The sequence below is a fragment of the Pseudomonas sp. NPDC088368 genome (assembly GCF_044753445.1).
Lineage (GTDB): Bacteria > Pseudomonadota > Gammaproteobacteria > Pseudomonadales > Pseudomonadaceae > Aquipseudomonas > Aquipseudomonas bambusae.
This window is the reverse complement of sequence record NZ_JBIVNG010000014.1, coordinates 14,790-37,889: the sequence shown is the minus strand read 5'-3', so window position 1 is coordinate 37,889 and position 23,100 is coordinate 14,790. Positions and strand designations below refer to the sequence as shown.

Genomic DNA, 23,100 nt, shown 5'->3' with positions numbered 1-23,100 from the left:
TGATGTAGTCGGCCCATGGAGATCGCATCAACGTATATATCGTCGCGACCTGCATAATCACGCAGGCGCGCTTCCGTTAGGTGGGTAGCCACGGATGTGGCTATGGGCTAAAACATCGCGACCTCAATCCGCACATCCAGAAAACAGATCCATAGAAACTTACCGCAGTGGCATATCTCGCACTCTTCTTTGCTTTTCGCCACGCTCACCGACCAACCCCACCCTCCCCATCCCCCATCTCCCCCGCCACACTCCCCAGCAATTCAATAAACGAAGCCTGCAACAACGTAGGCCGCCAATCGGTGCGGCGGGTCAGTGCGATGGTGCGCCAGAAGCCTTGCCCGGGGGAGCCGATTTCCACCAGTTGTCCCACCTGACTTTCCAGCCGGAACTGGTCTCGGGACATGAGGGTCAGCCAGTCGCCTTCCATCATGAGGCCGCGCTTGATGGTCAACGATCCGCATTGCACGCGGAGCACCGGCGGGGTCTGGCCGCGCACCTGAAACATGCGTTCCCAGCTCACGCGCATGGGGGTGCCGGGCGCGGGCATGACCCAGTGGTGGTTCAGCAGGTCGGCGGTATCCAGCGCGGTTTTTCCGTGCAGGGGATGCCCGGCGCGGCCGACGATGACCAGTTCGTCGTCGAACAGTGCCTGTTGGACGACGTCCTGTTCGGGCACGGATTCGCGTTGGGAGCCGATCAACAGATCCACGTCGCCCTGGCGCAAGTGCGTCAGCAGTTCGGCATACGGGCCTTCGAGGATGTCGACGGACGCGGCCGGCCAGCGGGTGCAGAACTCGGCGAGCACTTTGGGCAAAAACCACGCTCGCGCTACAGGCAGTACGCCGATGTGCAAAGTGCCGCCCAGCCCTTCGTCCCGGGTGGAGAGTTCGTCAATCCCGGCACGCAGTTCTGCCAGCATCAGTCGGACAAAATGCACCAGCCGTTCGGCGGGCACGGTGGCGCGTATCGCTCGTCCGGAGCGTTCCAGCAACGGGATGTCGATGATGTCCTGCAATTCGCGCATCGCCCGGTGCAACGATGGCTGCGACAGGCCCAGTTCGCTTGCCGCACGGGTGTAGCTGCCCACGCCCACCACCGACACCAGCGCCCGAAGCTGGCTCATGGTCACCCGCTGCTCAAGCCGTGGCAGCGTCGGCATGCCGTGGCTGCGGCGAATGTGCGCGACACCCCGGGCCAGAAAGGCCAGCGCTCGCTCGGTGCGGGGCACGAACTGGCTGCCTGCGGCGGTGATGGTCACGCCCCCCGATCGGCGCTCGAACAAGCGGGCATCCAGCAGACGCTCGATGCGGGAGATCGCCTGCGCCAATGCCGGCTGCGACAGGTTCACGGTTCTCGCCGCCAGGCTGATGTTGCAGGCCTGCGCGACTTCCAGCAGCGCGCCAAGGTGACGAAGATTGAATGACCAGACCTGATCCATTTTTCTGTTCTTTAGCCAAAACCAATGGCTGGAGCGTAATTCGAATTTCCCCTGTCGTATACATCCATGGATAGTTGCTCGGGAGCGGATACGTTAGCGAACGACAAAAAATTCAATTCAATAGCTAATCCGAATACCCGTCATTTCAAGAGTCGAGGCACTTGTGAAGCTGCTTGATACCCACACCCACGTCATTTCCCCCGACAGCGCCCTTTACCCCACCGATCCCATCGGCGGCCACCAATCGGAATGGTCCCGTGCCCGTCCGGTCGATGCCGAGGGCCTGCTGCGCGCCATGGACGCTGCCGACATCGAACAGGCCGTGGTGGTCCAGGCCTCGACGGTCTACGGCCACGACAACCGCTACGTCACTGAAACCGTGCGTGCTCATCGCGATCGTCTGGTGGGGGTGTACTCGCTGGATGCGCTGGCCGCCGATGCCGTCGACAAGATCGCTTACTGGCAAGACCAGGGCCTGTCGGGCTTCCGCCTGTTCACCACCGGCAGCACCATGCCGGGTCAGGGCGACTGGCTGGGGCACGCCGATTCCTATCCGGCGTGGGCGTATGCCGAAGCCCACGGCATTCCGGTCTGCCTGCAAATGACCATGGAAGGCATACCCGCCCTGCGCAGCCTGCTCGAACGTTTCCCGAAGGCCATCGTGCTGCTCGATCATTGCGCCCGCCCGGTGCTGAACGAAGGCGCGCCCTACGCAGCGTCCAAGGCGCTGCTCGACCTGGCGACCTTCCCCGGCGTGCACCTGAAACTCACCAACCGCACCCTGGCGGCGTCGGCGGAAGGCCAATCCACCCCCGTCGACTTTCTGCGCACGATCATTGCCGCCTTCGGCGCGGATCACATCGCCTGGGGTTCGAACTTCCCTGCCGCTGCTGGCACGCTGGCAGAACTGGCCGACACCGCCCGCTCCGTGCTGAGCGAGCTGTCATCCGACGAGCAACAGGCCATCGCCAGAGGAACCGCGCGACGCCTGTACCCGTTTCAGTCGTCGGGAGCTCGCTGATGAAGCCCGTCGCGAGTCTGCGCACCGTCCTCGGTCGCTACCGCCACACCGAGGCACTGCATGCCAAGACGCTGACTGACCCTGCGGTGAATCTGGATTTCCAGGATTTTCCGGTGGTGCACAAAGCGTTCGCGCCGATGGTTCGCGATCAGGCGTATGACCTCTGCGAACTGGCCGTGGTGACGGCGCTGCAAGCCATTGCCTACGGCCGCCCGGTGGTCCTGCTACCTGCGGTGGTCGCCTCGCGCTTTCAGCGGGGTTGCCTGATCGGTTACGGCCCCAACGGCGTGCCCGACGAAGCCGACCTGATCGGCCAGCGCATCGGCGTACGCGCCTACACCCAGACCACCGGCATGTGGGTGCGCGCCCATCTGGCCGAGGATCACGGGCTAGACATCGCCCGCGTGCACTGGATCACCCACGACCCGGCCCACGTCGAGCAGTACCATAACCCGGCCTTCGTCGAGCAGATTCCCGGCACCAAAGGCTCGCTGCAAATGCTCAAGGACGGCGACGTCCAGGCCGCGATCCTCGGCAATGACTTACCCTCGGGCGAGGAATTCGTGCCCTTGATCAAAGACGCTGCGAACCGCGATCTGGCCTGGTGGCGCACCCATCGTTTCATGCCCATCAACCATTTGGTGGTCGCCGGGGCCCAGGCTTGCGAAGATCAACCCGACGCCATCAGGCGAGCCTATCAGCTGATGCGCGAGGCCGATCGCCAGACCCATGGCGTATTGCGCGACACTGACCAACCCTGCCCGACGATATTTGGCTTCGACAGCCTGGCAGGGCCGCTGGAATTCACGATCGAAGCCTGTGTGAAGCAGGGGCTGTTGCCCCGTCGCCTGACCTTACAAGAAGTGTTCGCCCCAGCGCGCAAGCTGTTGGGCAGCGACACCGAATAAGCGGCTCCCGGCCGCTTCACCCCTTATCGTGGAGTCCGTCATGACTCGTATCATTTCACCTGCTGCTGGCGCTGCTGCCCGGCGCAAGACCCGGTTCTACGAGGACCTGACCTTTCAAGTGCTGACCGGCATGGTGCTGGGCGTCGCCGTCGGCGCCCTCGCCCCCGATATTGGCCAGAGCCTCAAACCCTTGGGCGATGTGTTCATTCGCCTGATCCAGATGGTGGTCGGCCTGATCATCTTCTGCACCGTCACCCACGGCATCGCCAGTGTCAGGGACCTCGGCAAAGTGGGCAGGATCGCGATCAAAGCCATCGTCTATTTTGAGGTGATTACGACCCTGGCGCTGGTGATCGGCCTGGTCACCATCAACGTACTCAAGCCCGGCGTGGGCATGAACATTGACCCGGACCTGCTGCGTACCGCCGGCGAAGCCGTGCACCCCGCTGCGAACATGAGCCTCGGGGAGTTCATGCTCAACCTTGTGCCGAAGACCGCCACCGGCGCGTTTGCCGAAGGTGAAATCCTGCAAATCCTCGTGTTCTCGGTGCTGTTCGCCTGTGGCCTGGCGTCGTTGGGCGATAAAGCTCAGCCGGTGTTGAACGTTGTGGAAACGGTGTCGCAGGCGCTGTTCTGGGTCATTCGTCTGGCGATGAAGCTGGCGCCCATCGCCGCCTTTGGTGCCATCGCCTTCACCGTCGCGAAATTCGGGCTGAAGTCCCTTATCCCCTTGGCGGCGCTGGTGGGCGAGTTCTACCTGACCTGCGCGATCTTCTTCCTCATCGTACTGGCGCCGGTGGCCTGGTATGCCGGGTTCAGCCTGCTGAAACTCATGCGCTACATCCGCGAAGAGCTGATTCTGGTGATCGGCACCAACTCCTCGGAAAGTGTCTTCCCGCAACTGATCGCCAAGCTCAAGCGGCTGGGCGTGGAGGAATCCGTCGTCGGTCTGGTATTGCCCACCGGCTACAGCTTCAACCACGACGGCACCTGCCTGTACTTCGCGGCAGTCTCGGTGTTCCTCGCCCAGGCCACCGGCACGGCACTGGGATGGGAGCAACAACTGTCGCTGCTGTTCGTGTTGCTGGTCACCTCCAAAGGCGGCGCGGGCGTGGCGGGGTCGGCCATTGCGGTACTGGCCATGACCCTGGCCGCCACCCACGCGATTCCCGTCGCCAGCATCGCGCTGATTCTGGGCGTGCATCGCATCCTCGCCTCGGCGTTTGTCTTCACCAACATCGCCGGTAACTGCGTGGCAACGCTGGTGGTCGGCAAATGGGAAAACGCCATCGACCGACCGCGTCTGCACAGCGAGCTGGACGCGGGCTACCGAGCCGCCTGACACCCGTCCCACCACAACAAAAACAATAACCACCACCGGATTGCGGGGGCGCAAGAGAGACGCGCACCCGACATTCGGCGAGGACACACGACTCATGAAAACAAAAACAACACAGATACTGGCCCTTGGGGTCATGGTTTCGATGGCCCACGGCGTCGCACTGGCGGCCCCGTTGCCCGGTGCGGATAATCCCGGTTCGACCCGCCTGCCGGGCACGCCCGACGCGAGCGTCAGCGAATCCCCCGCCTCCACCGACGCCCCGCAAACCCGGCCCACGGGCATTGCAGGGGCACTCAGGGACCTGGCCGACCGAGGCATCTTTTTGCGCGCCAACCTGATCAATCAGTACGCCCGCAACACCACCGGCGCTGTCGCGCAGGGCCACAGCAACGTCGGCCAGTTCAACCTTGGCGCAGACCTGAACCTGGACAAGCTGATCGGCACCACCGGCAGCAGCTTCCACTTCACGGTCTACAAGGATTATGGCTACGGGCTCAACCACGACATCACTGGCACGTTTCCCAAGCAGCAGCACATCTACAAAAACGAGTTTCCGCGCTGGCACTTGGGCACTTTCGCTTTCGAGCAAAAGCTGCTGGACGACCGGCTCGACATCATCCTCGGGCGGCTGGGCACCACCAGCTACTACGCCAAGCTGAGCACCAACTGTCAGTTTCAGGCGGGCAACACCTGTGGCGTGCCCCGGCTGATCAACTCCGAGGCGGGTTACAGCCTGTTGCCGTCAGCGACCTGGGGCATCAACGCCCGCTACCGCACGACGCCCAACACCTACATCGAAACCGGCGTCTATGAGGTCAATCCGACTACCTCCGCCAGCAACGGCATGGACTTCTCGATTGGCGAAGCGAACGGCGTGACGATTCCGCTGGAATGGGGCTGGGTGGAGAAAGGCAATTTCGAGGTCAAGGTCGGCGGGTACGTCAGCACCGCACCGCGCCCGGACCCGTACTACAACACCGCAGGCCGTTCCCTAGGACGTTTCGGGGGCACCGCCGAAACGGTCAATCAGGAACGCAAGGGCGTTTATCTGTTGGGGGACAAAGTGATCTGGCGACCGGACCCGAAATCCTCGCGCAACCTCACGGTGTTCGGCGGCGTCGTGCAGCAACTGGAAGACGAGGAAATCATGAAGCAGCAGTTCCTCGGCGGCTTCGTGCTCACCGGCCCGACCGCGTCCCGGCCCCAGGACACCATCGGGTTGTCGGCCTCGATGTTCAACCTCACCGACAAGGAGCGGGATTTCCTGCACGACTCTCGCGTCCGCGCCGGTGGCCACGGCAGCAACAACCCCCACGAATACTCGTTCGAACTCAACTACGGCTGGCACGTGATCCCCGGCGTGATCCTCATGCCCAACGTGCAATACATCATGAACCCGGACAACTCCGGCATCCCCAAAACCGCCACGCTGCCCAAGAACATGCTGGCGTACGGGCTCAACGTTCAGTTGAGTTTCGGCGGCATGTTCGGCCTCGCTTCGCCGTCCGGCGGCGACTGAGCGTGATGACTGATGCGGGGTTCGACTGCGGCCCCCGTCCCTTTTTTTGCAAGCAAGAGGATCGTCCAACATGAGCGCATCATCCAAAACCGCGCTGGTCGTCAGCGCCCACTCCGCCGATTTCGTCTGGCGCGCGGGCGGCGCCATCGCCCTGCACACCCTTCAGGGGTACGCCGTGCACATCGTCTGTCTGTCCTTCGGCGAGCGCGGTGAATCCGCCAAACTCTGGCGCAAGGGCGAGATGAACGAAGAGAAAGTGAAAGCCGCTCGGCGCCAGGAAGCCCAGGCCGCGGCCGATGTGCTCGGCGCGAGCGTGGAGTTCTTCGACATGGGCGACTACCCGATGCGGGCGGACAAAGAGACGCTGTTTCGCCTCGCAGACGTGTTTCGTCGCGTCCAGCCCGAGTTCGTTCTCAGTCACTCGCCCAAAGACCCGTACAACTACGACCACCCGCTGGCCATGAACCTGACCCAGGAGGCGCGCATCATCGCCCAGGCCGAAGGCTACCGGCCCGGGGAGAAAATCGTCGGTGCGCCACCGGTGTACAGCTTCGAACCCCATCAGCCGGAACAGAGCGAGTGGCGTCCGGACGTGCTGCTCGACATCACTCAGGTCTGGGACAAGAAATACGCCGCGATCCAATGCATGGCCGGTCAGGAACACCTCTGGGAGTACTACACCCGCGTGGCCCTGCAACGGGGCGTGCAGGCCAAACGCAACGTCGGTATCACCTCCAGTCGCGACATCGTTTACGCCGAGGGTTACCAAAGCGTCTTCCCGCGCATCACGGAGAACCTGTCATGAGCCAATGGATCGGCAAGACCGGGGTCGTGGTGCGTCATGTCGAGCGTGCCGATGCCACATTGATCGATGAGCTGCAACGCTTCGGCGTGGCGACCGTGCACGAGGCCCAGGGGCGCAAAGGCCTGTTGTCCACCTTGATCAGCCCCATTCAGCGCGGCACGACCATCAGCGGTTCGGCGGTCACCGTGCTGGTGTCCCCCGGTGACAACTGGATGTTCCATGTGGCGGTGGAACAGTGCCAACCCGGCGATATCCTGGTGGTCGCGCCCAGCTCGCCGTGCAGCGACGGCTATTTCGGTGACTTGCTGGCAACGTCCGTCAAGGCCCGGGGCGTGCGTGCGCTGATCATCGACGCGGGGGTACGCGACACTCAGGCGCTGCGCGAGATGGGGTTCCCGGTCTGGTCGCGGGCCGTTTGCGCCCAAGGCACCATCAAGGAAACCCTCGGTTCCGTGAACGTGCCGCTGGTGTGCGGCGGCCAGTGGGTCGAGCCCGGCGACGTGGTGGTGGCCGACGACGATGGGGTGGTTGTCGTGCGGCGCGGCGAAATCCAGCGCGTCGTCGAGGCCAGCCGGGCACGCGCTGACCTGGAAGCACAAAAAACGCTGCGCCTGGCCAGCGGTGAACTGGGCCTGGACATTTACGACATGCGGACACGCCTGGCCGAAAAAGGCTTGCGCTATGTCAATACTCTGGATGAACTCGACACCTAAGATCACGCCCCGTCAGCGGCCTGCCCCGCTGACATGGCGCATCCCGAAGGGTGTGCGGCGGCCCCTCCCGCTGCAGACCCTTCGCGCCATTTTCACCGCCAGGGTGAAAGTGCTACCTGATTCCTCGCCTTTATGCAGTAAGCCTCGATCAGCGAAGATGCCGCCATACCCACTCAGCGCCCGCTTTCCGAGGATTCCCCCATGCACACCACGCCAGAACATCGCCAACCCAGTCGCGCCCATCACCTTGCCAACGCCATCGGTGCATGGCTCACCATCGTCTGGGAAATGCAGACGCGCTTTCACTGGAGCGTTCATGGCACGACGCGGCGTTGAGGACGGCGCCGTTGTGCACCTGCGGGCGCGTCGCCAGTGAAACCGCCTCACGTGAGCGTCCCTAAAAAAGAAACAATGAGTCTCGTTTTAGCCTAATTGTTCCCTCACTGTTCAGTCCGTACATTGAGTCCCAAGCCAGCCAACACGCAGCCAGACGCGCTGCACATGGCGACTCACTACTGACCATTTCGACATTGAAGGGAACACACCATGTCCACTCGCTCACTGACCCCGTTCAAGAAAGCCCTCACCGCCGCCGCACTGGCCCTGTCCATCGGCAACGCGTTCGCCGCCGAGACGGGCGTGCCAGAACATCAGACCCAGGCGTTCCTCAACGCACTGGCCGCGGGTGGTGGCAAGCCGATCGAACAGTTGAGCCCAAAGGATGCCCGTGCGGTCCTGACCGGCGCGCAAAACTCGGTGAAGGTGGACATGTCGGGGATTCAGGTCAGCGAGAAGACCATTCAGGCCAGCGGCCAGAGCATCAAACTGACCATCGTGCGTCCAGCGGGTCTTAAAGGTGAGCTGCCGGTGTTCATGTACTTTCACGGCGGTGGCTGGGTGTTGGGCGATTACCCGACCCATGCCCGTCTGATCCGCGATCTGGTGGTGGGCTCGGGCGCCGTGGCGGTCTACGTGGATTACACGCCGTCGCCGGAAGCGCATTATCCGACGGCAATCAACCAGGCCTACGCAGCGACCCAGTGGGTGGCGCAACACGGCAAAGAGATCAACGTGGACAGCTCGCGTCTGGCCGTGGCCGGGAACAGCGTCGGCGGCAACATGGCGGCAGTAGTGGCCCTGAAAGCCAAGGAACAGGGCACACCGAAACTGCGCTTCCAATTGCTGCTGTGGCCGGTGACTGACGCCAACTTCGACACCGGGTCCTACCAGACCTACGCTGAAGGCCATTTCCTGACCAAGAACATGATGACCTGGTTCTGGGACAGCTATACCACTGACGCCAAGCAACGCGCCGAGATCTATGCCTCGCCGCTGCGTGCGACCACCGAGCAATTGAAAGGCCTGCCACCTGCGCTGGTGCAGACGGCCGGTCTGGATGTGTTGCGTGACGAAGGCGAAGCCTACGCCCGCAAGCTGGACGCTGCCGGGGTGGATGTCACTGCCGTGCGCTACAACGGCATGGTTCACGACTATGGCCTGCTCAACCCGTTGAGCAACATCCCAGAGGTCAAGGCAGCGATGCGTCAGGCGGCCGGCGAGTTGAAAGCGCACCTGAACTGAGGATCGCCCGCCGCGACGGCAGAGGGTCAGGTGTCACATCGGCAACTGACCCGACGCTGTCGCTGCCGTCGTACCTCCGGCGTCTCCCACAAAGGTGGTGCCGTGTCGAGAATCAGGCCTGACGCAGAACCTGTGGGAGCTGCCGGAGCTTGCGACGGCCGCGAAGGCGGTGGGTTAGACAACGCACCTTCGATTGACCCACCGCTGTCGCTGCCGCACCGAACCCCGAACTCATGAAAAACCGCACACCCGTACCAGGCCTTAACCCTTTTCCGACCTTAACGTCATCACTGACCCCATCGAGGCCACTGACATGAGCCATTCCCTGAACACCTGGGGCCGCCAGCGCAGTTTCTGGGTCGCCGCCGCCGTGGTCGTCCATACCCTCTGGACCAGCGCCGCCCCGGCCATGATGTACCCGCTTTACGCTCACCAATGGCAACTGACGCCCACGATCACCACACTGATTTTCGCCGTGTTTCCGGTGTTCGTCGTCGCCACCCTGATTGCCCTCGGCGATCTCTCCGATTACATCGGCCGTCGCGCCGCCATGCTGCTGGGGCTGACGGCCTCGCTGATCGGCGTGCTGTTGTTTGCCGTCGCGCCCAACGTGATCTGGCTGTTGATCGGCCGTGCTTTCATGGGCATCGGGGTCGGCCTGTCCGCCGGGCCTTCAGCCGCAGCGGTGGTGGAATTCAGCGCACCCGGCAAGGCGAAACTCGCCGGGGCGATCACCACCGCTGCACAGGCGTTCGGGCTGGCAGCGGCCTTGATTCTCGGCGGCGGGCTGATTCAATACGCGCCCTTCCCCACCCGCCTGAGTTTCTGGGTGTTGGTGATCGTGCTGCTCGCCACGCTGTACGGCGCCTGGCACTTGCCCCGGCACACCAAAGCGGAAAGCCGCCAACGCTGGACCTTGAAACTGCCCCGAATTCATCCCCCGCTGCGCCGCACTTTTCTGGTGTCGGTGAGCGCCGTGCTGAGTGCGTACTCAGTGGGCGCGACGATGCTGTCGCTGGGTTCGCAGATCGCCCACGACCTGATCGGCTCCAGCAACGCGCTGGTCAACGGCGGCGCGATATCGCTGTTTGCCATCGTGCTGGGCTTCACCGGTATCGTCGCCAAGCGGTTCACCTCGAAGCTGTCGATCATCGCGGGCGCGGGCTTTTCCATGGTCAGCCTGTTGTTGCTGATGCTGGCGACGGCCACTCACGCGCTGCCGGTTTTCCTGATGTCCAGCGCCGCCAGTGGCGCCGGTTACAGCCTGCTGTTCATGGGCGGGCTGAACCTGATCAATGCTCACGCGCCGATCCATCACCGGGCCGGAACATTGTCCGCGCTGTTTCTGGTGGCGTACCTGATGCAAGGGGTGGTTGCGATGCTGCTCGGTCGAGCCGCGACCGCGTGGGGCCTGGACCTGGCGATTGACGTCGGCTCAGTGGCGCTGGCCGGGCTGAGCCTGGGGGCGATGCTGCTGGCGATCTATGTCCCACAACCGCAGGACAGTCTGAAAAAACCACTCGATCAGGCCCCCGCCCCTTGAACCGATGACCCGACAAGGAGCTTTTTCATGCCCACCCTCCACCGCTCCATGGCCCCGGCCCTCAGCTTTAACGGCGGTTTCGTCGACACCATCGGCTTTCTCGCATTGCAGGGCCTGTTCACCGCGCATGTCACCGGCAACTTCGTGACCCTCGGCGTGAGCATCGTTCACGGCACGTCGGGGGCGCTGGCCAAACTGCTGGCGTTGCCCGTGTTCGCGCTGGTGGTGGGCCTGCCAATTCTGGTGGCGATCTGGACCTGCGTACGGACCTTCGGCAGCAGCGATTCGGTGTAACGGAATGACGGATTGCCCCGGTGACCGAGAACGTCGCCGGGGCAAATCGCGTCAGTCCCCGCCCAACACCTCGAACGAATACCGGTTGCGTCCCGCACTTTTGGCCCGGTACATCGCGTGGTCGGCGTGTTGAATCAATGTCCCGATGTCGTCGCCATCCCGTGGGAACAGGCTGACGCCCATGCTGGCGTGGATTTTTACCCGATGACCCTCGATAAACAGCGGCAACTGGAAGCACTGGTGCAGTTTTTCCAGCAGCCCGATGATTTTCTGCGGGTCCTTAAGGTCGCTGAAACACATCACGAATTCATCACCGCCCAGACGCGCGACACAGTCGGCCCCCTCGCTGGATGAGGTCAACAGTTTGGCCACGGCCTGCAACACCAGATCGCCAAAGCGGTGCCCGTGCTCGTCGTTGATTTCCTTGAAGTGATCCAGATCGACGAACACCAGCGCCATTTTCCGGTCGTTCACCCGCGCCGCGACCAACGCCTGCTCCAGTTGCTCAAAACACATACGCCGATTTGGCAGTTCGGTCAGGGGGTCATGCCGGGCCAAGTGTTCGAATGCCGCGCGGCTGCTGGTCAGGTCACCCAGCTGGGTGAGGATTTCTTGTTTCATCGCATGAAAACGGTGAGCCAACACGCCCAATTCGTCCGCCCGGGGCGGCAGTTCGCTGATCTTGCGCTCCCGGGAAAACAACTCCACGGCATCGGTCATGCTGCGCAGCGGCCGAATCAATGCGCGAGACGCGATCACCGCGGCCAACAGCGCCAGGACGCTGAACAGCAACGCAATCTGCAGGATGCTGGTGCCCGCCCGCGAGGTCTGTGCCAGCACGTGGCTCTGCGGCTGGCCAAGCCCCAACACCACGAAAGGGGCCGAGGCGGCATTGTCGGACAGCTTGACGAAGGCGGCGACCAGCTTGTCGCGCCGATCACCTTCCACGCTGCGACCGATCAACGCCGTCGGCCCGGTGTCGGCCAACAGACGGGACACTTCGGGAAACTCATCCTGCAAAAACAGACGACGCCCCTGATCAAAGCCAAACGTGCGTCGATGGTCGGGATGCACCAGCAGATCGCCCCAGCGGTTGCTCAGGTACACCTGGTATTCCTTCGGCAGATCGCCCTGCAACTGTGTGAATAACTGATCCAGATCGACGTTGATCACCAGCAGCGCAAACACCTTGCCGTCGGCGTTTGCCACCGGTGTCGACACATGCAACGTCGGCTTGCCGAGGCCCGAATGCGCGCCCTGCTCATGGTTAATGACGATGGGCGAAATCCGCACCTCGCCCACCGGCATGTGCAGCGCCTCGAAAACGTAGCCGTAATGCCCCTTCTCTTGCAGGTCCGCGCCCTCGACCCTGACGATATTCGACCCGTCGCGGTCCTGCCGCACCAGCTCAAGCCCGTGGTCGGTGGTGCTGATCAGACGAATCTGCATATAGTCGGGGTGGGCCAGCAGCATCGCCCGGAACGACTCGGCCAGGTTGTCCTGCACCGTCGTGCGCAGTGCCGGGTCCTGGATCGCGTCCAAGTCATGAACCTGCGGGCCATTGGTCAACACCTGAGCGTCCAGAGAAATGTTACGCAGGCTGGCGTGCAAGTTGCGCCCCAGCACTTGTACCGAGGTCAGCAAGTCGCGCTCGGCCGCCTGCAGCAGCAGGTCCCGGCTGCTGTGGTAAATGTAATAACCCGCCAGCCCTGTCGGCAGCATGCCGAACAGCGCCATTAAACAGCCGAGCTTGAACGCTATGCCAAACCTCATCGCGACTCCCCCAACGGCGGCCGTTCGCCGGACACGATGCGTTGCCATAACGCCGCTCGCCGCTGGTCGTCCTCTACCGGGCGCAGCCAGATGAGACGGTTCGACGGGCTGGCGTCCTTGGGTTCCTGCAAGGTGTTGGAAAGGTCCTGACGCTCGGTGATGACGCGGCTGACCTCAGGTTCGAGCATGTAATTGATCCACGCCGCCGCCAGTACCGGGTCCCGCGCCCCGCTGCTGATGGCCCAGCAATCGAGCCACGCCAGCGCGCCCTCGCGCGGCACGACGTAGCCGACATCGGCGCCGTCGTCGCGCAGCTGTTTGAGCTGCTGACGACCGTAATTGGCAAATATCAACGCCACGGAATGGCTGCGGAACAACTCGGCAGCCTCTTCCGGCAGGGCGTAAAACGTCAGCACATTGCGGCGCAAGGCGATCAGTTTGTCGGTAACCCGCGGAAAATCTTCCGGTGAGATCTGAAACGGGTCACCGCCCAACGCCAGGCTCGCGATGGAGAAATTGTGGTTACTGGTGTTGAACGCCAGCACTCGCCCCTGAAATCGCGGGTCCCACATGCTGGTGATCGAGTCCGGCGGCTGGCTGAATTGCTTGCGGTCGTAAATCAGCCCCATGTCAGACCACAGGTAGGGGATGGCATACGTCTGGCCCTTCACGATGATGTCGGGCAGCCGGGAATAATCTCGAAAACGCGGCAACTGACGCGCAGTATTGGCGATCCGTTCCGGGTGCACGGGCTGCAGCAGGCCCAGATTCGCGTAGTTATGAATCTCGGCCGTGTTGGCCGCGATGACGTCAAAATCGCCGCCATGATTTTCCGCCAATTTGCTGCGCAGCACCTCGTCGCTGCCCACCAGCGTGACCTCGACCTTCACTTTGAAGCGCTTTTCGAACACGCTCACCAGATCGCTGTCGGCATAACCCGGCCAGGCCAGAACGCGCAGCGTTTGCTCGGCGCCGTTGGCGTGCAAGGACGCGAACAGGCAGCAGCACATCAACCACAAAGGGCACAGGAATTTCATGGACGATGCCCGGAAGCGGTGATAACGGCACTATACATATGGCAATGTGCCGTTGCTTGGCAACCTGTTTGCGCAAACACCGCTGTCTGTCGGAAAGTCGACGCTGGCCTGGCGCGTCGATTGGGCTAGAATCGCCCCTCTTCAACCTTCAAGGAAGCAGGGTGTCATGCAGATTTCAGGGGCCATTCCGCTGTTGCGGATCTTTTCCGAAGAACAGGCCAAGGCGTTTTATGTGGACTTTCTCGGCTTTCAGATTGAATGGGAGCATCGCTTCGAAGACGACCTCCCGCTGTATGCCCAAGCACGTCGAGGCGATCTGGTGATTCACCTGACCGGCCACCATGGCGACGCCACGCCGGGTTCGACGGTCTTTGTGCCGGTAAACGACATCGACAGCCTTCACGCCGAACTCAACGCCAAACGCTACAAACACGCCCGACCGGGCATTCAGGAACAAGGCTGGGGCAAAGTGATGGAAATCGCCGACCCGTTTGGCAATCGGCTGCGATTTTGCGAGCTGTCCGACGACTGAAGCCCTGTCAACCGCCAACGGTGTGTCAGGCCGGCCGCGCCGACCGATACACCAGGCTCGGCGCCTGCCCCGGTACGTCGTCGAGGGTATCGATGCGGTGCATGCCAACCTTCTCCAGCACGCGGATCGACGCATGGTGCAGGGGTCTGACCACCGCGTAGACCTCGGGCACTCGTAGCTCAACGAACCCGAACGCCAGCGCCGCCTGACTGAGTTCGGTGGCGAACCCCTTCCCCCAAGCCTTGGGGCCGAAGCGGTAGCCCAGATTCAACCGCAGAACGTCGCCATAACGACGGGCGTCGAGGCCGCCGAAGCCGATCACTTCATCGGGGGACTCACACGTGCAGATCGCCCATTGCCCATAGCCCTTTTCCTCCCAGTGAGCCAGCCAACCGTCGAGCAGGGATTGCGCCTGATCAAGCTGGGTCAAAGGTCCGAAAGGGTTGAACTGGTGAGTCGCCGGGTCGCCGTAGATGGCGAACAGGCTGGCGAGGTCGTCGCGGGTGGGGGGTCTGAGGATCAAGCGTTCGGTGGTTCGTTGCATCGATGGGGGCCTTTCTTGTTCTCAGTCGGTTGAACGCACGCATCCCTGCTGCAGGGGCGGGTGCATTCTGGATGGCATTCCGATGATGGGCCGGTACAGGCGACAAATCCCTGTCGCCTGAACGATTTTTCGCGAATGAATTCGCTCCTACAGGTGATCGCCGTTTAGCCAATAGCCATGCGGTGAATCAAACCGCCAACAACCGCTCCCGCAATTTGGTGATTTCGTCGCGCATCTGTGCGGCGGCTTCGAATTCCAGGTCGCGGGCGAGCTGATACATCTTTTCTTCCAACTGGCGAATGCGTTTGGTGATTTCGCTCGGTGAGCGCAGTTCGGCCTCGTACTTGGCGTTTTCTTCGGCGGCCTTGGCCATGCCTTTACGCTTCTTGCTGCGCGAGCCTGGCACGGTGGCGCCTTCCATGATGTCGGCGACGTCCTTGAACACGCCTTTCGGGGTGATGCCGTTGGCCAGGTTGAACGCGATCTGCTTGTCGCGACGGCGCTCGGTCTCGCCAATCGCCCGTTCCATGGAGCCGGTGATGTTGTCGGCGTAAAGAATCGCCCGGCCGTTGAGGTTCCGCGCCGCACGGCCAATGGTCTGAATCAGCGAGCGTTCGGAACGCAGGAAGCCTTCTTTGTCAGCGTCGAGAATCGCCACCAGCGACACTTCCGGCATGTCCAGGCCTTCGCGCAGCAGGTTGATCCCCACCAACACGTCGAAAGTGCCCAAACGCAGGTCGCGGATAATCTCGACCCGCTCCACCGTGTCAATGTCGGAGTGCAGATAGCGCACACGCACGCCGTGGTCAGCCAGGTAATCGGTGAGGTCTTCGGACATGCGCTTGGTCAGCGTGGTGACCAGCACCCGCTCTTCCACCGCCACACGTTTGTGAATCTCGGACAGCAAATCGTCGACCTGAGTCAGCGCGGGGCGGATCTCGATCTGCGGGTCCACCAGACCGGTGGGGCGTACCACCTGTTCGACCGTCCGGCCAGCGTGCTCGCCTTCGTACGGACCGGGGGTCGCCGAGACGAAAATGGTCTGCGGACTGACACCTTCCCATTCATCGAAGCGCATGGGCCGGTTGTCCAGCGCCGACGGCAGCCGGAAGCCGTATTCCACCAGCGTTTCCTTGCGCGAACGGTCGCCTTTGTACATCGCACCGACCTGGGGCACGCTGACGTGGGATTCGTCGATCACCAGCAGCGCGTCGGCCGGAAGGTAGTCGTAGAGGGTCGGCGGCGGCGCCCCGGCGGGACGGCCCGACAGGTAGCGCGAATAGTTCTCGATGCCGTTGCAGTAGCCGAGTTCGAGGATCATTTCCAGGTCGAACCGAGTGCGCTGCTCCAGCCGCTGCGCTTCCACCAGTTTGTTCGCGCCGCGCAAATATTCCAGACGTTCCTGCAACTCGACCTTGATCCCTTCCATCGCGTCCAGCAGCGTTTCGCGCGGGGTCACGTAGTGGCTTTTCGGGTAGAAGGTGAAACGCGGCAGCTTGCGGATCACCTCGCCGGTCAACGGGTCGAAGGCCGACAGGCTCTCGACCTCATCGTCGAACAGCTCGATGCGGATGGCTTCCAGGTCGGATTCCGCCGGGAAGATATCAATCACATCGCCGCGCACGCGGAAGGTCGCACGAGCAAAGTCCATGTCATTGCGGGTGTATTGCAAGTCGGCGAGACGGCGCAGCAAGGCGCGCTGGTCCATTTTGTCGCCGCGATCGACGTGCAGCACCATCCGCAAGTAAGTTTCCGGGCTGCCCAGGCCGTAGATGCACGACACCGTGGTGACGATGATTGCGTCCTTTCGCTCCAGCAGCGCCTTGGTCGCGGACAAACGCATCTGCTCGATGTGGTCGTTGATCGACGCATCCTTCTCGATGAAGGTGTCCGACGACGGCACGTAGGCTTCGGGCTGGTAGTAGTCGTAATAAGAGACGAAGTATTCGACGGCGTTGTTCGGAAAAAACGCCTTGAACTCGCCATACAACTGCGCGGCCAGGGTCTTGTTCGGCGCCAGCACCATGGTCGGGCGCTGCACCTGCTGAATGACGTTGGCGATGCTGAAGGTCTTGCCTGAACCGGTCACCCCGAGCAGGGTCTGGTGCGACAAACCGGCGTCGATGCCTTCTACCAACTGACGAATCGCCTCCGGTTGATCACCGGCCGGCTCAAAACGGGTAACGAGTTGAAACTCGGACATGACGTACCTCTGTGTTCGCCCTCGCTCGCAGGAAGATTCGGAGCCAAGGCGTAATGAGCGCGGACGGCTGATCTCGCCAGGAGAAAAGACGTACATGAAGGTGTGATGGGACTACAAATGGAGTCGCCAACGCCAGCTTTCAAGCCATCATCAGGACATTAGTCCCCGTGACATGACTAATGGTCAAAAATAATCTGAAAAACCCGGAAAAAACCGCCCCCCGCCTGTCGCCCCCGTCCACGATGCTCTCTATACTGACTCCCCGTTTGCGCACCGCTCTAGTGCACTCGGCCGGAGCGATGCAATCCATTCACTCCCATTCAGAGCCCCTGCAAAAATGAGCCTGTTTTCCGCTGTCGAAATGGCACCACGCGATCCTATCCTGGGCCTCAACGAAGCATTCAACGCCGATACCCGTACCAACAAGGTCAACCTGGGTGTGGGCGTTTACAGCAACGAAGAAGGGAAAATTCCGCTGCTGCGTGCCGTTGCCGAAGCAGAGGAAATTCGCGTCGCTCAACACGTCCCGCGTGGCTACCTGCCGATTGACGGCATCGCCGCCTACGACAAGGCCGTGCAAACCCTGCTGTTCGGTGCCGAGTCGCCACTGCTGGCCTCGGGCCGTGTCGTGACCGTGCAGGCCGTTGGCGGCACGGGCGCCCTGAAAATCGGTGCTGACTTCCTCAAGCAACTGTCGCCGAACGCCGTTGTGGCCATCAGCGACCCGAGCTGGGAAAACCACCGCGCGCTGTTCGAAACCGCCGGTTTCCCGGTGCAGAACTACCGCTACTACGACGCCGCGACCCACGACGTGAATCGCGCAGGCATGCTGGAAGACCTGCAGAACCTGCCGTCCGGCTCCATCGTCGTGCTGCACGCCTGCTGCCACAACCCGACCGGCGTGGACCTGACCCTCGAAGACTGGAAAAAAGTCCTCGACGTGCTGAAAGCCAAGGGCCACGTGCCGTTCCTCGACATGGCCTATCAGGGCTTTGGCGACGGCATCGACGAAGACGCCGCCGCTGTGCGTCTGTTCGCCGATTCCGGCCTGACCTTCTTCGCCTCCAGCTCGTTCTCCAAGTCGTTTTCGCTGTACGGCGAGCGTGTCGGCGCGCTGTCCATCGTCACCGATTCGCAAGAAGAGACCTCGCGGGTACTGTCGCAGGTCAAGCGTGTCATCCGCACCAACTACTCCAACCCGCCGACCCACGGCGCGACCATCGTCGCCGCAGTGCTGAACAACCCTGAGTTGCGTCAGAAGTGGGAAGACGAGCTGGCTGAAATGCGTGTGCGGATCAAAGGCATGCGCGAAGAAATGACCCAACGTCTGGCGAACAACGCCGCGGGTCAGGACTTCAGCTTCGTGGCGCGCCAGCGTGGCATGTTCTCGTACTCGGGCCTGACCACACCGCAGGTCCATCGTCTGCGCAATGAGTTCGGCATCTATGCGCTGGACACCGGCCGTATCTGCGTGGCGGCGTTGAACAAACGCAACATTGAAGCCGTGACCCAGGCGATCCTCGCGGTCATCTGATCGTGAATGCCCCCTCTTTTAGCGGCCCGGCCGGGCGGCTAAAAGAGGGATTGGCGTGACGCTCCCCCATCACAACGGCTTGTAGCTTTCCTGATACATTCACGACAACCCGCCGACACCTCAGCCGCTCACCCTTCCGCCCCGCTCGCCTGCGAAGTAGCATGGCAGCGTCGTTCCTCATTTCGCGGCCCTTCCCGGCGGCATCACATGGCGGCAGCAACATGCACACGACCCCTGACAGCAACACCGCCACCGCACCGACTGAAGAGCGGCGCTGGAACACTCGCGCCCTGATCGTCGATGACGACGTGCCAATCCGCGAGCTGCTGTGCGACTACCTTGCCCGCTTCAACATTCAGAGCACCGGTGTCACCGACGGCAACGCCATGCGTCAGGCGCTGGCTGAAGAAACCTACGACGTCGTGGTCCTTGACCTGATGCTTCCCGGTGAAGATGGCCTGTCCCTCTGCCGCTGGCTGCGCGGTTCGTCGGACATTCCGATCCTGATGCTGACCGCCCGTTGCGAACCCACCGACCGCATCATCGGCCTGGAACTGGGCGCCGACGACTATATGGCCAAGCCGTTCGAGCCCCGGGAACTGGTGGCGCGTATCCAGACCATCCTGCGCCGCGTCCGGGACGACCGCACCGAAGAGCGCACCACGTTGCGCTTCGACAACTGGCGCCTGAACAGCGTCCTGCGCCAACTGACGGCCCCTGATGGCCTTGTAGTGCCGCTGTCCAACGCCGAATTCCGCCTGCTGCGCGTGTTTCTTGAACGTCCGCGTCGGGTGCTCAATCGCGAGCAACTCCTGGACGCCGCCCGTGGCCGCTCCATCGAAGCGTTTGATCGCAGCATCGATTTGTTGGTGTCGCGTTTGCGGCAGAAGCTCGGCGACGACCCGAAATCCCCGCAACTGATCAAGACCGTACGCGGCGAAGGCTATATGTTCGACGCCAGGGAGATTGGTTGATTCGCTCGGCTGACACCCTCTTCGCCCGGCTGTTCGGTGGCGCGGTGCTGGCGATCATCCTCGCGCACCTGTTGGCGTTCATCTGGTTTCACCATTACGGTCCGGCCATGCCGCCCCCGCCGTCGAGCTATCAGAACGCCCACCCCACCGAACCGTCCGGGGAAAGAAGCGAATTCTCCTCGGCCCTTAACGCCCTGCGCCCGCCACCGCCCCCTCCGGGACGCCCACCGTTTCTGGGCATTCCGCTGATTCCGCTGTTTTTTCAACTGGTGACGCTAGTGATTGCCGCGTGGTTCGGCGCCAAGGCGCTGAGTCGGCCGGTGCAGCGCATCAGCGACGCCGCCGAACGCCTGAGCGAAAACCTCGACAGCCCGCCGCTGGCCATCACCGGCCCCCGCGAAGCCCGGCAGGCGGCTGCCACGTTCAATCTGATGCAGGAGCGGATTCGCGATCAGGTGCAGCAACGGGGCCGCATGCTGGCCGCGGTGTCCCACGATTTACGCACCCCCTTGGCGCGGCTGAAATTGCGGGTCGAGCAGATCGAAGAGCCGAAGCTGCACGGTCAGATGACCCAAGACCTGAACGACATGATCGCCATGCTCGACGCGACCCTGACCTACCTCAACGAACAACGCACCAGCGAGGCCCTGCAATATTTCGACGTGCAGGCGCTGATCGAATCGTTGACCGAGAACGCGCAGGACAATGGCGATGATGTCGAGGCGAGCGGCACTTGCAAGCCGCTGAAGTCCCAACCGATGGCCCTGCGCTCGTGCCTGCACAACCTGATCGACAATGCCTTGCGCTACGCCGGCCATGCGCGGGTGGTGATCGAGGATTCTAGCGAACGGCTGCGGGTTCGGGTCGTCGATCAAGGGCCGGGCATTCCGGAAAACCTGCGCGAAGCCGTGTTCGAGCCGTTCTACCGCGTCGAAGGCTCGCGCAACCGCAACTCCGGTGGCGTCGGTATCGGCATGACCATCGCCCGCGAAGCTGCCCGACGCATGGGTGGTGACCTGCGCCTAGAAGAAACCCCCGGCGGTGGGCTGACGGCTGTCGTCGATCTGCCAAGGGTTTAAATTTTTAAGGCGATAGTTATTCCCTGTGGGAGCGAATTCATTCGCGAAAAATAGACCAGCCGATGAAGACATGTCGCCTGGCCAAACGCCTCGGAACGCGCCCGATCACTACCGCCAGACCCAAGCCCGGCGGCAGTTTCGTTGAAACCTCAACACCTTACTTGGGCAACTGACGCGCCCGGCTGTCCGCCACCCAATCCAACAACAGGCTATACGCCACGGCCAACAAGGTCGGACCGATGAACAGGCCGATGAATCCGAACGCCAGCAAGCCGCCGAACACGCCCAGAAGCACGATCACCAACGGCAGGTTGCCGCCTCGGCTGATCAAGTACGGCTTGAGCACGTTATCCACGCCACTGACGATGAACGTGCCCCACAGCCCAAGGAAAATCGCCATTCCGTATTCGCCCTTCCATGCCAGCCAGGCCGTGGCGGGAATCCAGATCAGTGGCGGCCCCATCGGCACAAGGCTCAGCAAGAACGTCCCGATCCCCAGCACCAACGCCCCCGGCACACCTGCGATGAGGAAGCCGATCAACGCCAGAATCGCCTGGGCCGCTGCCGTGCCGATCACCCCGTTGACCACCCGCTGCACCGTTCCCGCCACCAGATCGACGTAATACTGCGCCTTGTCGCCGATCAGCCGCTCCAGCAGGCTCAACACGAACGCCGCCAGTCGCGGGCCGTCGCGGTAGAAAAAGAACACGAAGACAATACTCAGCGTCAGTTCAAGAATGCCGCCGCCGATCTGCGCACTGCGGGCCAGCAGCCAATTGCCGACCTGACCCAGATACGGCTTGATGCTCGCCAAGAGCGCCGCGCCCTGCTGATCGATGGTGTTCCAGTAACCGACCAGCCGTTCCCCCACGAACGGGACGCTGACCAGCCACGTCGGCGGATCGGGCAACCCGTCGACCTGCACATCCTTGATGAACACCGTCGCGTCGCGAACGTGATCGGCGAGGTTAAACCCCAGCCACACCAGCGGCGCAGCCACCAACAGCATCCAGCCGAGGGTCAAGATGGCTGCCGCCAGCGACTCGCGCCCCTTGAGCACACGGGTGAGCAGACGCATCAGCGGCCAACTGGCAAACGCCAGCACCGCGCCCCAGAACAGCGCCGACCAAAACGGCGCCATCACCCACAGGCAGGCGCCGAGCAGCGCCAGCAGCAGGATCTGCACCAACAGGCGATCATTATTGAGCATGGGTTCAGTCCATAGAAAAGAAGTCCGCAGACCTGAGCATAACGGCGAACCTCGCGGCCCGCCTCGTCATGGCGTCATGCCTGGGTGTAGAACGCGCTTCAGCGGATGAGTTCGAGGGTCAGCCCCTGAGTCGGTTTATTGCCAGCCTCCAGACGCGCTGCCCGTACGCCCTTGCCGACCAAGGATTCGCGCCAGGCCTCGCCTTGGGGACCGGAAACCGTCACACGCAACGTGCTGTCCAGATTCAGGCCTCTGGACAGTAAGGTGATCCACGGCTCCTTCGGCGCATCGGTGAGCATCGGCAATTCGAGATCGCCGGAGCTTTTCAGTTCGCGTAACAAGGTCGCGGAGGTCGGCAGCAACTCGCCCAACGGCGCACCGGCCTGAAACTCTTCGACATGGAGCATGGCCCGGCGGTTGCCCCGGGTGATGCTGTACAGCGCGACGAGGGTGTCGTTGTCCGGCTTGAGGCGCAGCAGCAGATAGGCCTGGCCATTGTCGGCACCATACAGTCGGGCATTGCCGAACACTTCATTGGCCCACAGGCTGCTTTCGCCACAGTCCCGCGCCTGACACCAGAAGAGCAACTGCGCCCCCTGTTTTTGCAGCGCCTCGCGAGTTTCGGTGAACGCTTCGTCAGCAGAACGCTCGGCGGGGAGTTGATAGGTCACGGACGTAGTGGTGCCGCGAGCAGCCACCTGTCCGTCGAAGCGCAGTTGGCCGCTGATCTTGCGAATCGACCCCATGGGGAACACACGCTCCAGCTCGGACGCCGGTTTGTAATCGACGATCTCGGCATCGGTGGGGCGAGGCAGATTCGGAAAGTCCTGACTGCCCGCGACATCGGCAGCGTGGGCCATCGTCACAGGACCGCTCAGGCACAACAGCAACCCCAGCGCACGGGATAGACGCATAGGGGATCTCATCGCAGGTGAATCGAAAGGCAAACGAACGCCGCACAGGCGTGCGGCGGTGGGAAAGGTGAACGGGTCGAGCGTGGGCGGTGGTCCATCGTGCAGTCTCCTGTTTCAACCCGCCCAGCCTCGG

The 23,100-nt window shown here is 62.5% G+C and carries 21 protein-coding genes; 14 read left to right on the top strand and 7 right to left on the bottom strand.

What is annotated here, in order from left to right:
- Positions 1-205: 205 nt before the first annotated feature.
- Positions 206-1,441: a LysR substrate-binding domain-containing protein gene (locus ACIQAL_RS26815; protein WP_401150685.1), complete on the bottom strand. Its 1,236-nt coding sequence runs from the start codon at positions 1,439-1,441 to the stop codon at positions 206-208.
- A gap of 163 nt (positions 1,442-1,604) precedes the next feature.
- On the opposite strand from ACIQAL_RS26815, the gene ACIQAL_RS26810 reads away from it, so the two are divergent.
- The 10 genes from ACIQAL_RS26810 to ACIQAL_RS26765 all read left to right on the top strand — a co-directional run bounded on the left by ACIQAL_RS26810 (position 1,605) and on the right by ACIQAL_RS26765 (position 11,167).
- Positions 1,605-2,462, top strand: a complete 858-nt coding sequence (locus ACIQAL_RS26810; RefSeq protein ID WP_401150683.1) for an amidohydrolase family protein — start codon at positions 1,605-1,607, stop codon at positions 2,460-2,462.
- Positions 2,462-3,370, top strand: coding sequence for a hypothetical protein (locus ACIQAL_RS26805; protein ID WP_401150681.1), 909 nt, complete (start codon positions 2,462-2,464; stop codon positions 3,368-3,370). Before ACIQAL_RS26810 ends, ACIQAL_RS26805 begins: the two co-directional genes overlap by 1 nt.
- Positions 3,371-3,410: 40 nt before the next feature.
- A complete protein-coding gene (dctA, locus tag ACIQAL_RS26800) occupies positions 3,411-4,712 on the top strand; it encodes a C4-dicarboxylate transporter DctA (protein WP_401150679.1) in 1,302 nt (433 codons plus the stop codon).
- A 94-nt stretch (positions 4,713-4,806) separates the two neighbouring features.
- Positions 4,807-6,231, top strand: a complete 1,425-nt coding sequence (locus ACIQAL_RS26795) for a carbohydrate porin (protein WP_401150677.1) — start codon at positions 4,807-4,809, stop codon at positions 6,229-6,231.
- 70 nt (positions 6,232-6,301) lie between these two features.
- Positions 6,302-7,036: a 4-oxalmesaconate hydratase gene (galB, locus tag ACIQAL_RS26790; RefSeq protein WP_401150674.1), complete on the top strand. Its 735-nt coding sequence runs from the start codon at positions 6,302-6,304 to the stop codon at positions 7,034-7,036.
- Positions 7,033-7,749, top strand: coding sequence for a 4-carboxy-4-hydroxy-2-oxoadipate aldolase/oxaloacetate decarboxylase (locus ACIQAL_RS26785; protein WP_401150672.1), 717 nt, complete (start codon positions 7,033-7,035; stop codon positions 7,747-7,749). Before galB ends, ACIQAL_RS26785 begins: the two co-directional genes overlap by 4 nt.
- Before the next feature lie 201 nt (positions 7,750-7,950).
- The gene (locus ACIQAL_RS26780; RefSeq protein WP_401150669.1) at positions 7,951-8,085 is read left to right on the top strand and encodes a hypothetical protein; all 135 of its coding nucleotides are present in this window, start codon (positions 7,951-7,953) and stop codon (positions 8,083-8,085) included.
- A gap of 210 nt (positions 8,086-8,295) precedes the next feature.
- A complete protein-coding gene (locus ACIQAL_RS26775; protein WP_401150666.1) occupies positions 8,296-9,330 on the top strand; it encodes an alpha/beta hydrolase in 1,035 nt (344 codons plus the stop codon).
- 313 nt (positions 9,331-9,643) lie between these two features.
- Positions 9,644-10,873 carry an MFS transporter gene (locus ACIQAL_RS26770; protein ID WP_401150664.1) on the top strand — a complete coding sequence of 410 codons (1,230 nt, stop codon included), beginning with the start codon at positions 9,644-9,646 and terminating at the stop codon, positions 10,871-10,873.
- 27 nt (positions 10,874-10,900) lie between these two features.
- Positions 10,901-11,167 (top strand): DUF1275 family protein, encoded by a 267-nt coding sequence (locus ACIQAL_RS26765; RefSeq protein WP_401150661.1) that lies wholly within the window; start codon positions 10,901-10,903, stop codon positions 11,165-11,167.
- Positions 11,168-11,218: 51 nt separating this feature from the next.
- On the opposite strand, the gene ACIQAL_RS26760 is transcribed toward ACIQAL_RS26765, so the two are convergent.
- Together ACIQAL_RS26760 and ACIQAL_RS26755 are read right to left on the bottom strand one after the other, a co-directional pair.
- Positions 11,219-12,940 (bottom strand): diguanylate cyclase domain-containing protein, encoded by a 1,722-nt coding sequence (locus ACIQAL_RS26760; protein ID WP_401150659.1) that lies wholly within the window; start codon positions 12,938-12,940, stop codon positions 11,219-11,221.
- On the bottom strand, positions 12,937-13,977 hold the full coding sequence (locus ACIQAL_RS26755) for a PotD/PotF family extracellular solute-binding protein (protein WP_401150656.1): 1,041 nt from the start codon (positions 13,975-13,977) through the stop codon (positions 12,937-12,939). The genes ACIQAL_RS26760 and ACIQAL_RS26755 overlap by 4 nt, the downstream gene beginning before the upstream one ends.
- Positions 13,978-14,143: 166 nt before the next feature.
- Here ACIQAL_RS26755 and ACIQAL_RS26750 point away from each other — a divergent pair, with 166 nt between their 5' ends.
- Positions 14,144-14,509, top strand: coding sequence for a glyoxalase superfamily protein (locus tag ACIQAL_RS26750; RefSeq protein WP_401150653.1), 366 nt, complete (start codon positions 14,144-14,146; stop codon positions 14,507-14,509).
- Between the two features lie 25 nt (positions 14,510-14,534).
- Here the strand turns inward: ACIQAL_RS26750 and ACIQAL_RS26745 are convergent, their stop codons facing one another.
- Together ACIQAL_RS26745 and uvrB are read right to left on the bottom strand one after the other, a co-directional pair.
- On the bottom strand, positions 14,535-15,053 hold the full coding sequence (locus ACIQAL_RS26745; protein WP_401150650.1) for a GNAT family N-acetyltransferase: 519 nt from the start codon (positions 15,051-15,053) through the stop codon (positions 14,535-14,537).
- Positions 15,054-15,240: 187 nt separating this feature from the next.
- Positions 15,241-17,256 carry an excinuclease ABC subunit UvrB gene (gene uvrB, locus ACIQAL_RS26740; protein ID WP_341958757.1) on the bottom strand — a complete coding sequence of 672 codons (2,016 nt, stop codon included), beginning with the start codon at positions 17,254-17,256 and terminating at the stop codon, positions 15,241-15,243.
- 337 nt (positions 17,257-17,593) lie between these two features.
- On the opposite strand from uvrB, the gene ACIQAL_RS26735 reads away from it, so the two are divergent.
- The 3 genes from ACIQAL_RS26735 to ACIQAL_RS26725 all read left to right on the top strand — a co-directional run bounded on the left by ACIQAL_RS26735 (position 17,594) and on the right by ACIQAL_RS26725 (position 20,843).
- Positions 17,594-18,790 carry an amino acid aminotransferase gene (locus ACIQAL_RS26735; RefSeq protein WP_401150646.1) on the top strand — a complete coding sequence of 399 codons (1,197 nt, stop codon included), beginning with the start codon at positions 17,594-17,596 and terminating at the stop codon, positions 18,788-18,790.
- A gap of 221 nt (positions 18,791-19,011) precedes the next feature.
- Positions 19,012-19,764, top strand: a complete 753-nt coding sequence (locus ACIQAL_RS26730) for a response regulator (RefSeq protein WP_401150644.1) — start codon at positions 19,012-19,014, stop codon at positions 19,762-19,764.
- A complete protein-coding gene (locus ACIQAL_RS26725; protein ID WP_401150641.1) occupies positions 19,761-20,843 on the top strand; it encodes a sensor histidine kinase in 1,083 nt (360 codons plus the stop codon). The genes ACIQAL_RS26730 and ACIQAL_RS26725 overlap by 4 nt, the downstream gene beginning before the upstream one ends.
- A 157-nt stretch (positions 20,844-21,000) precedes the next feature.
- On the opposite strand, the gene ACIQAL_RS26720 is transcribed toward ACIQAL_RS26725, so the two are convergent.
- Positions 21,001-22,053 carry an AI-2E family transporter gene (locus tag ACIQAL_RS26720; protein ID WP_401150638.1) on the bottom strand — a complete coding sequence of 351 codons (1,053 nt, stop codon included), beginning with the start codon at positions 22,051-22,053 and terminating at the stop codon, positions 21,001-21,003.
- Positions 22,054-22,151: 98 nt separating this feature from the next.
- Entirely contained in the window at positions 22,152-22,967 is an 816-nt protein-coding gene (locus ACIQAL_RS26715) for a DUF4892 domain-containing protein (protein ID WP_401150636.1), read from the bottom strand.
- Between the last annotated feature and the right edge of the window lie 133 nt (positions 22,968-23,100).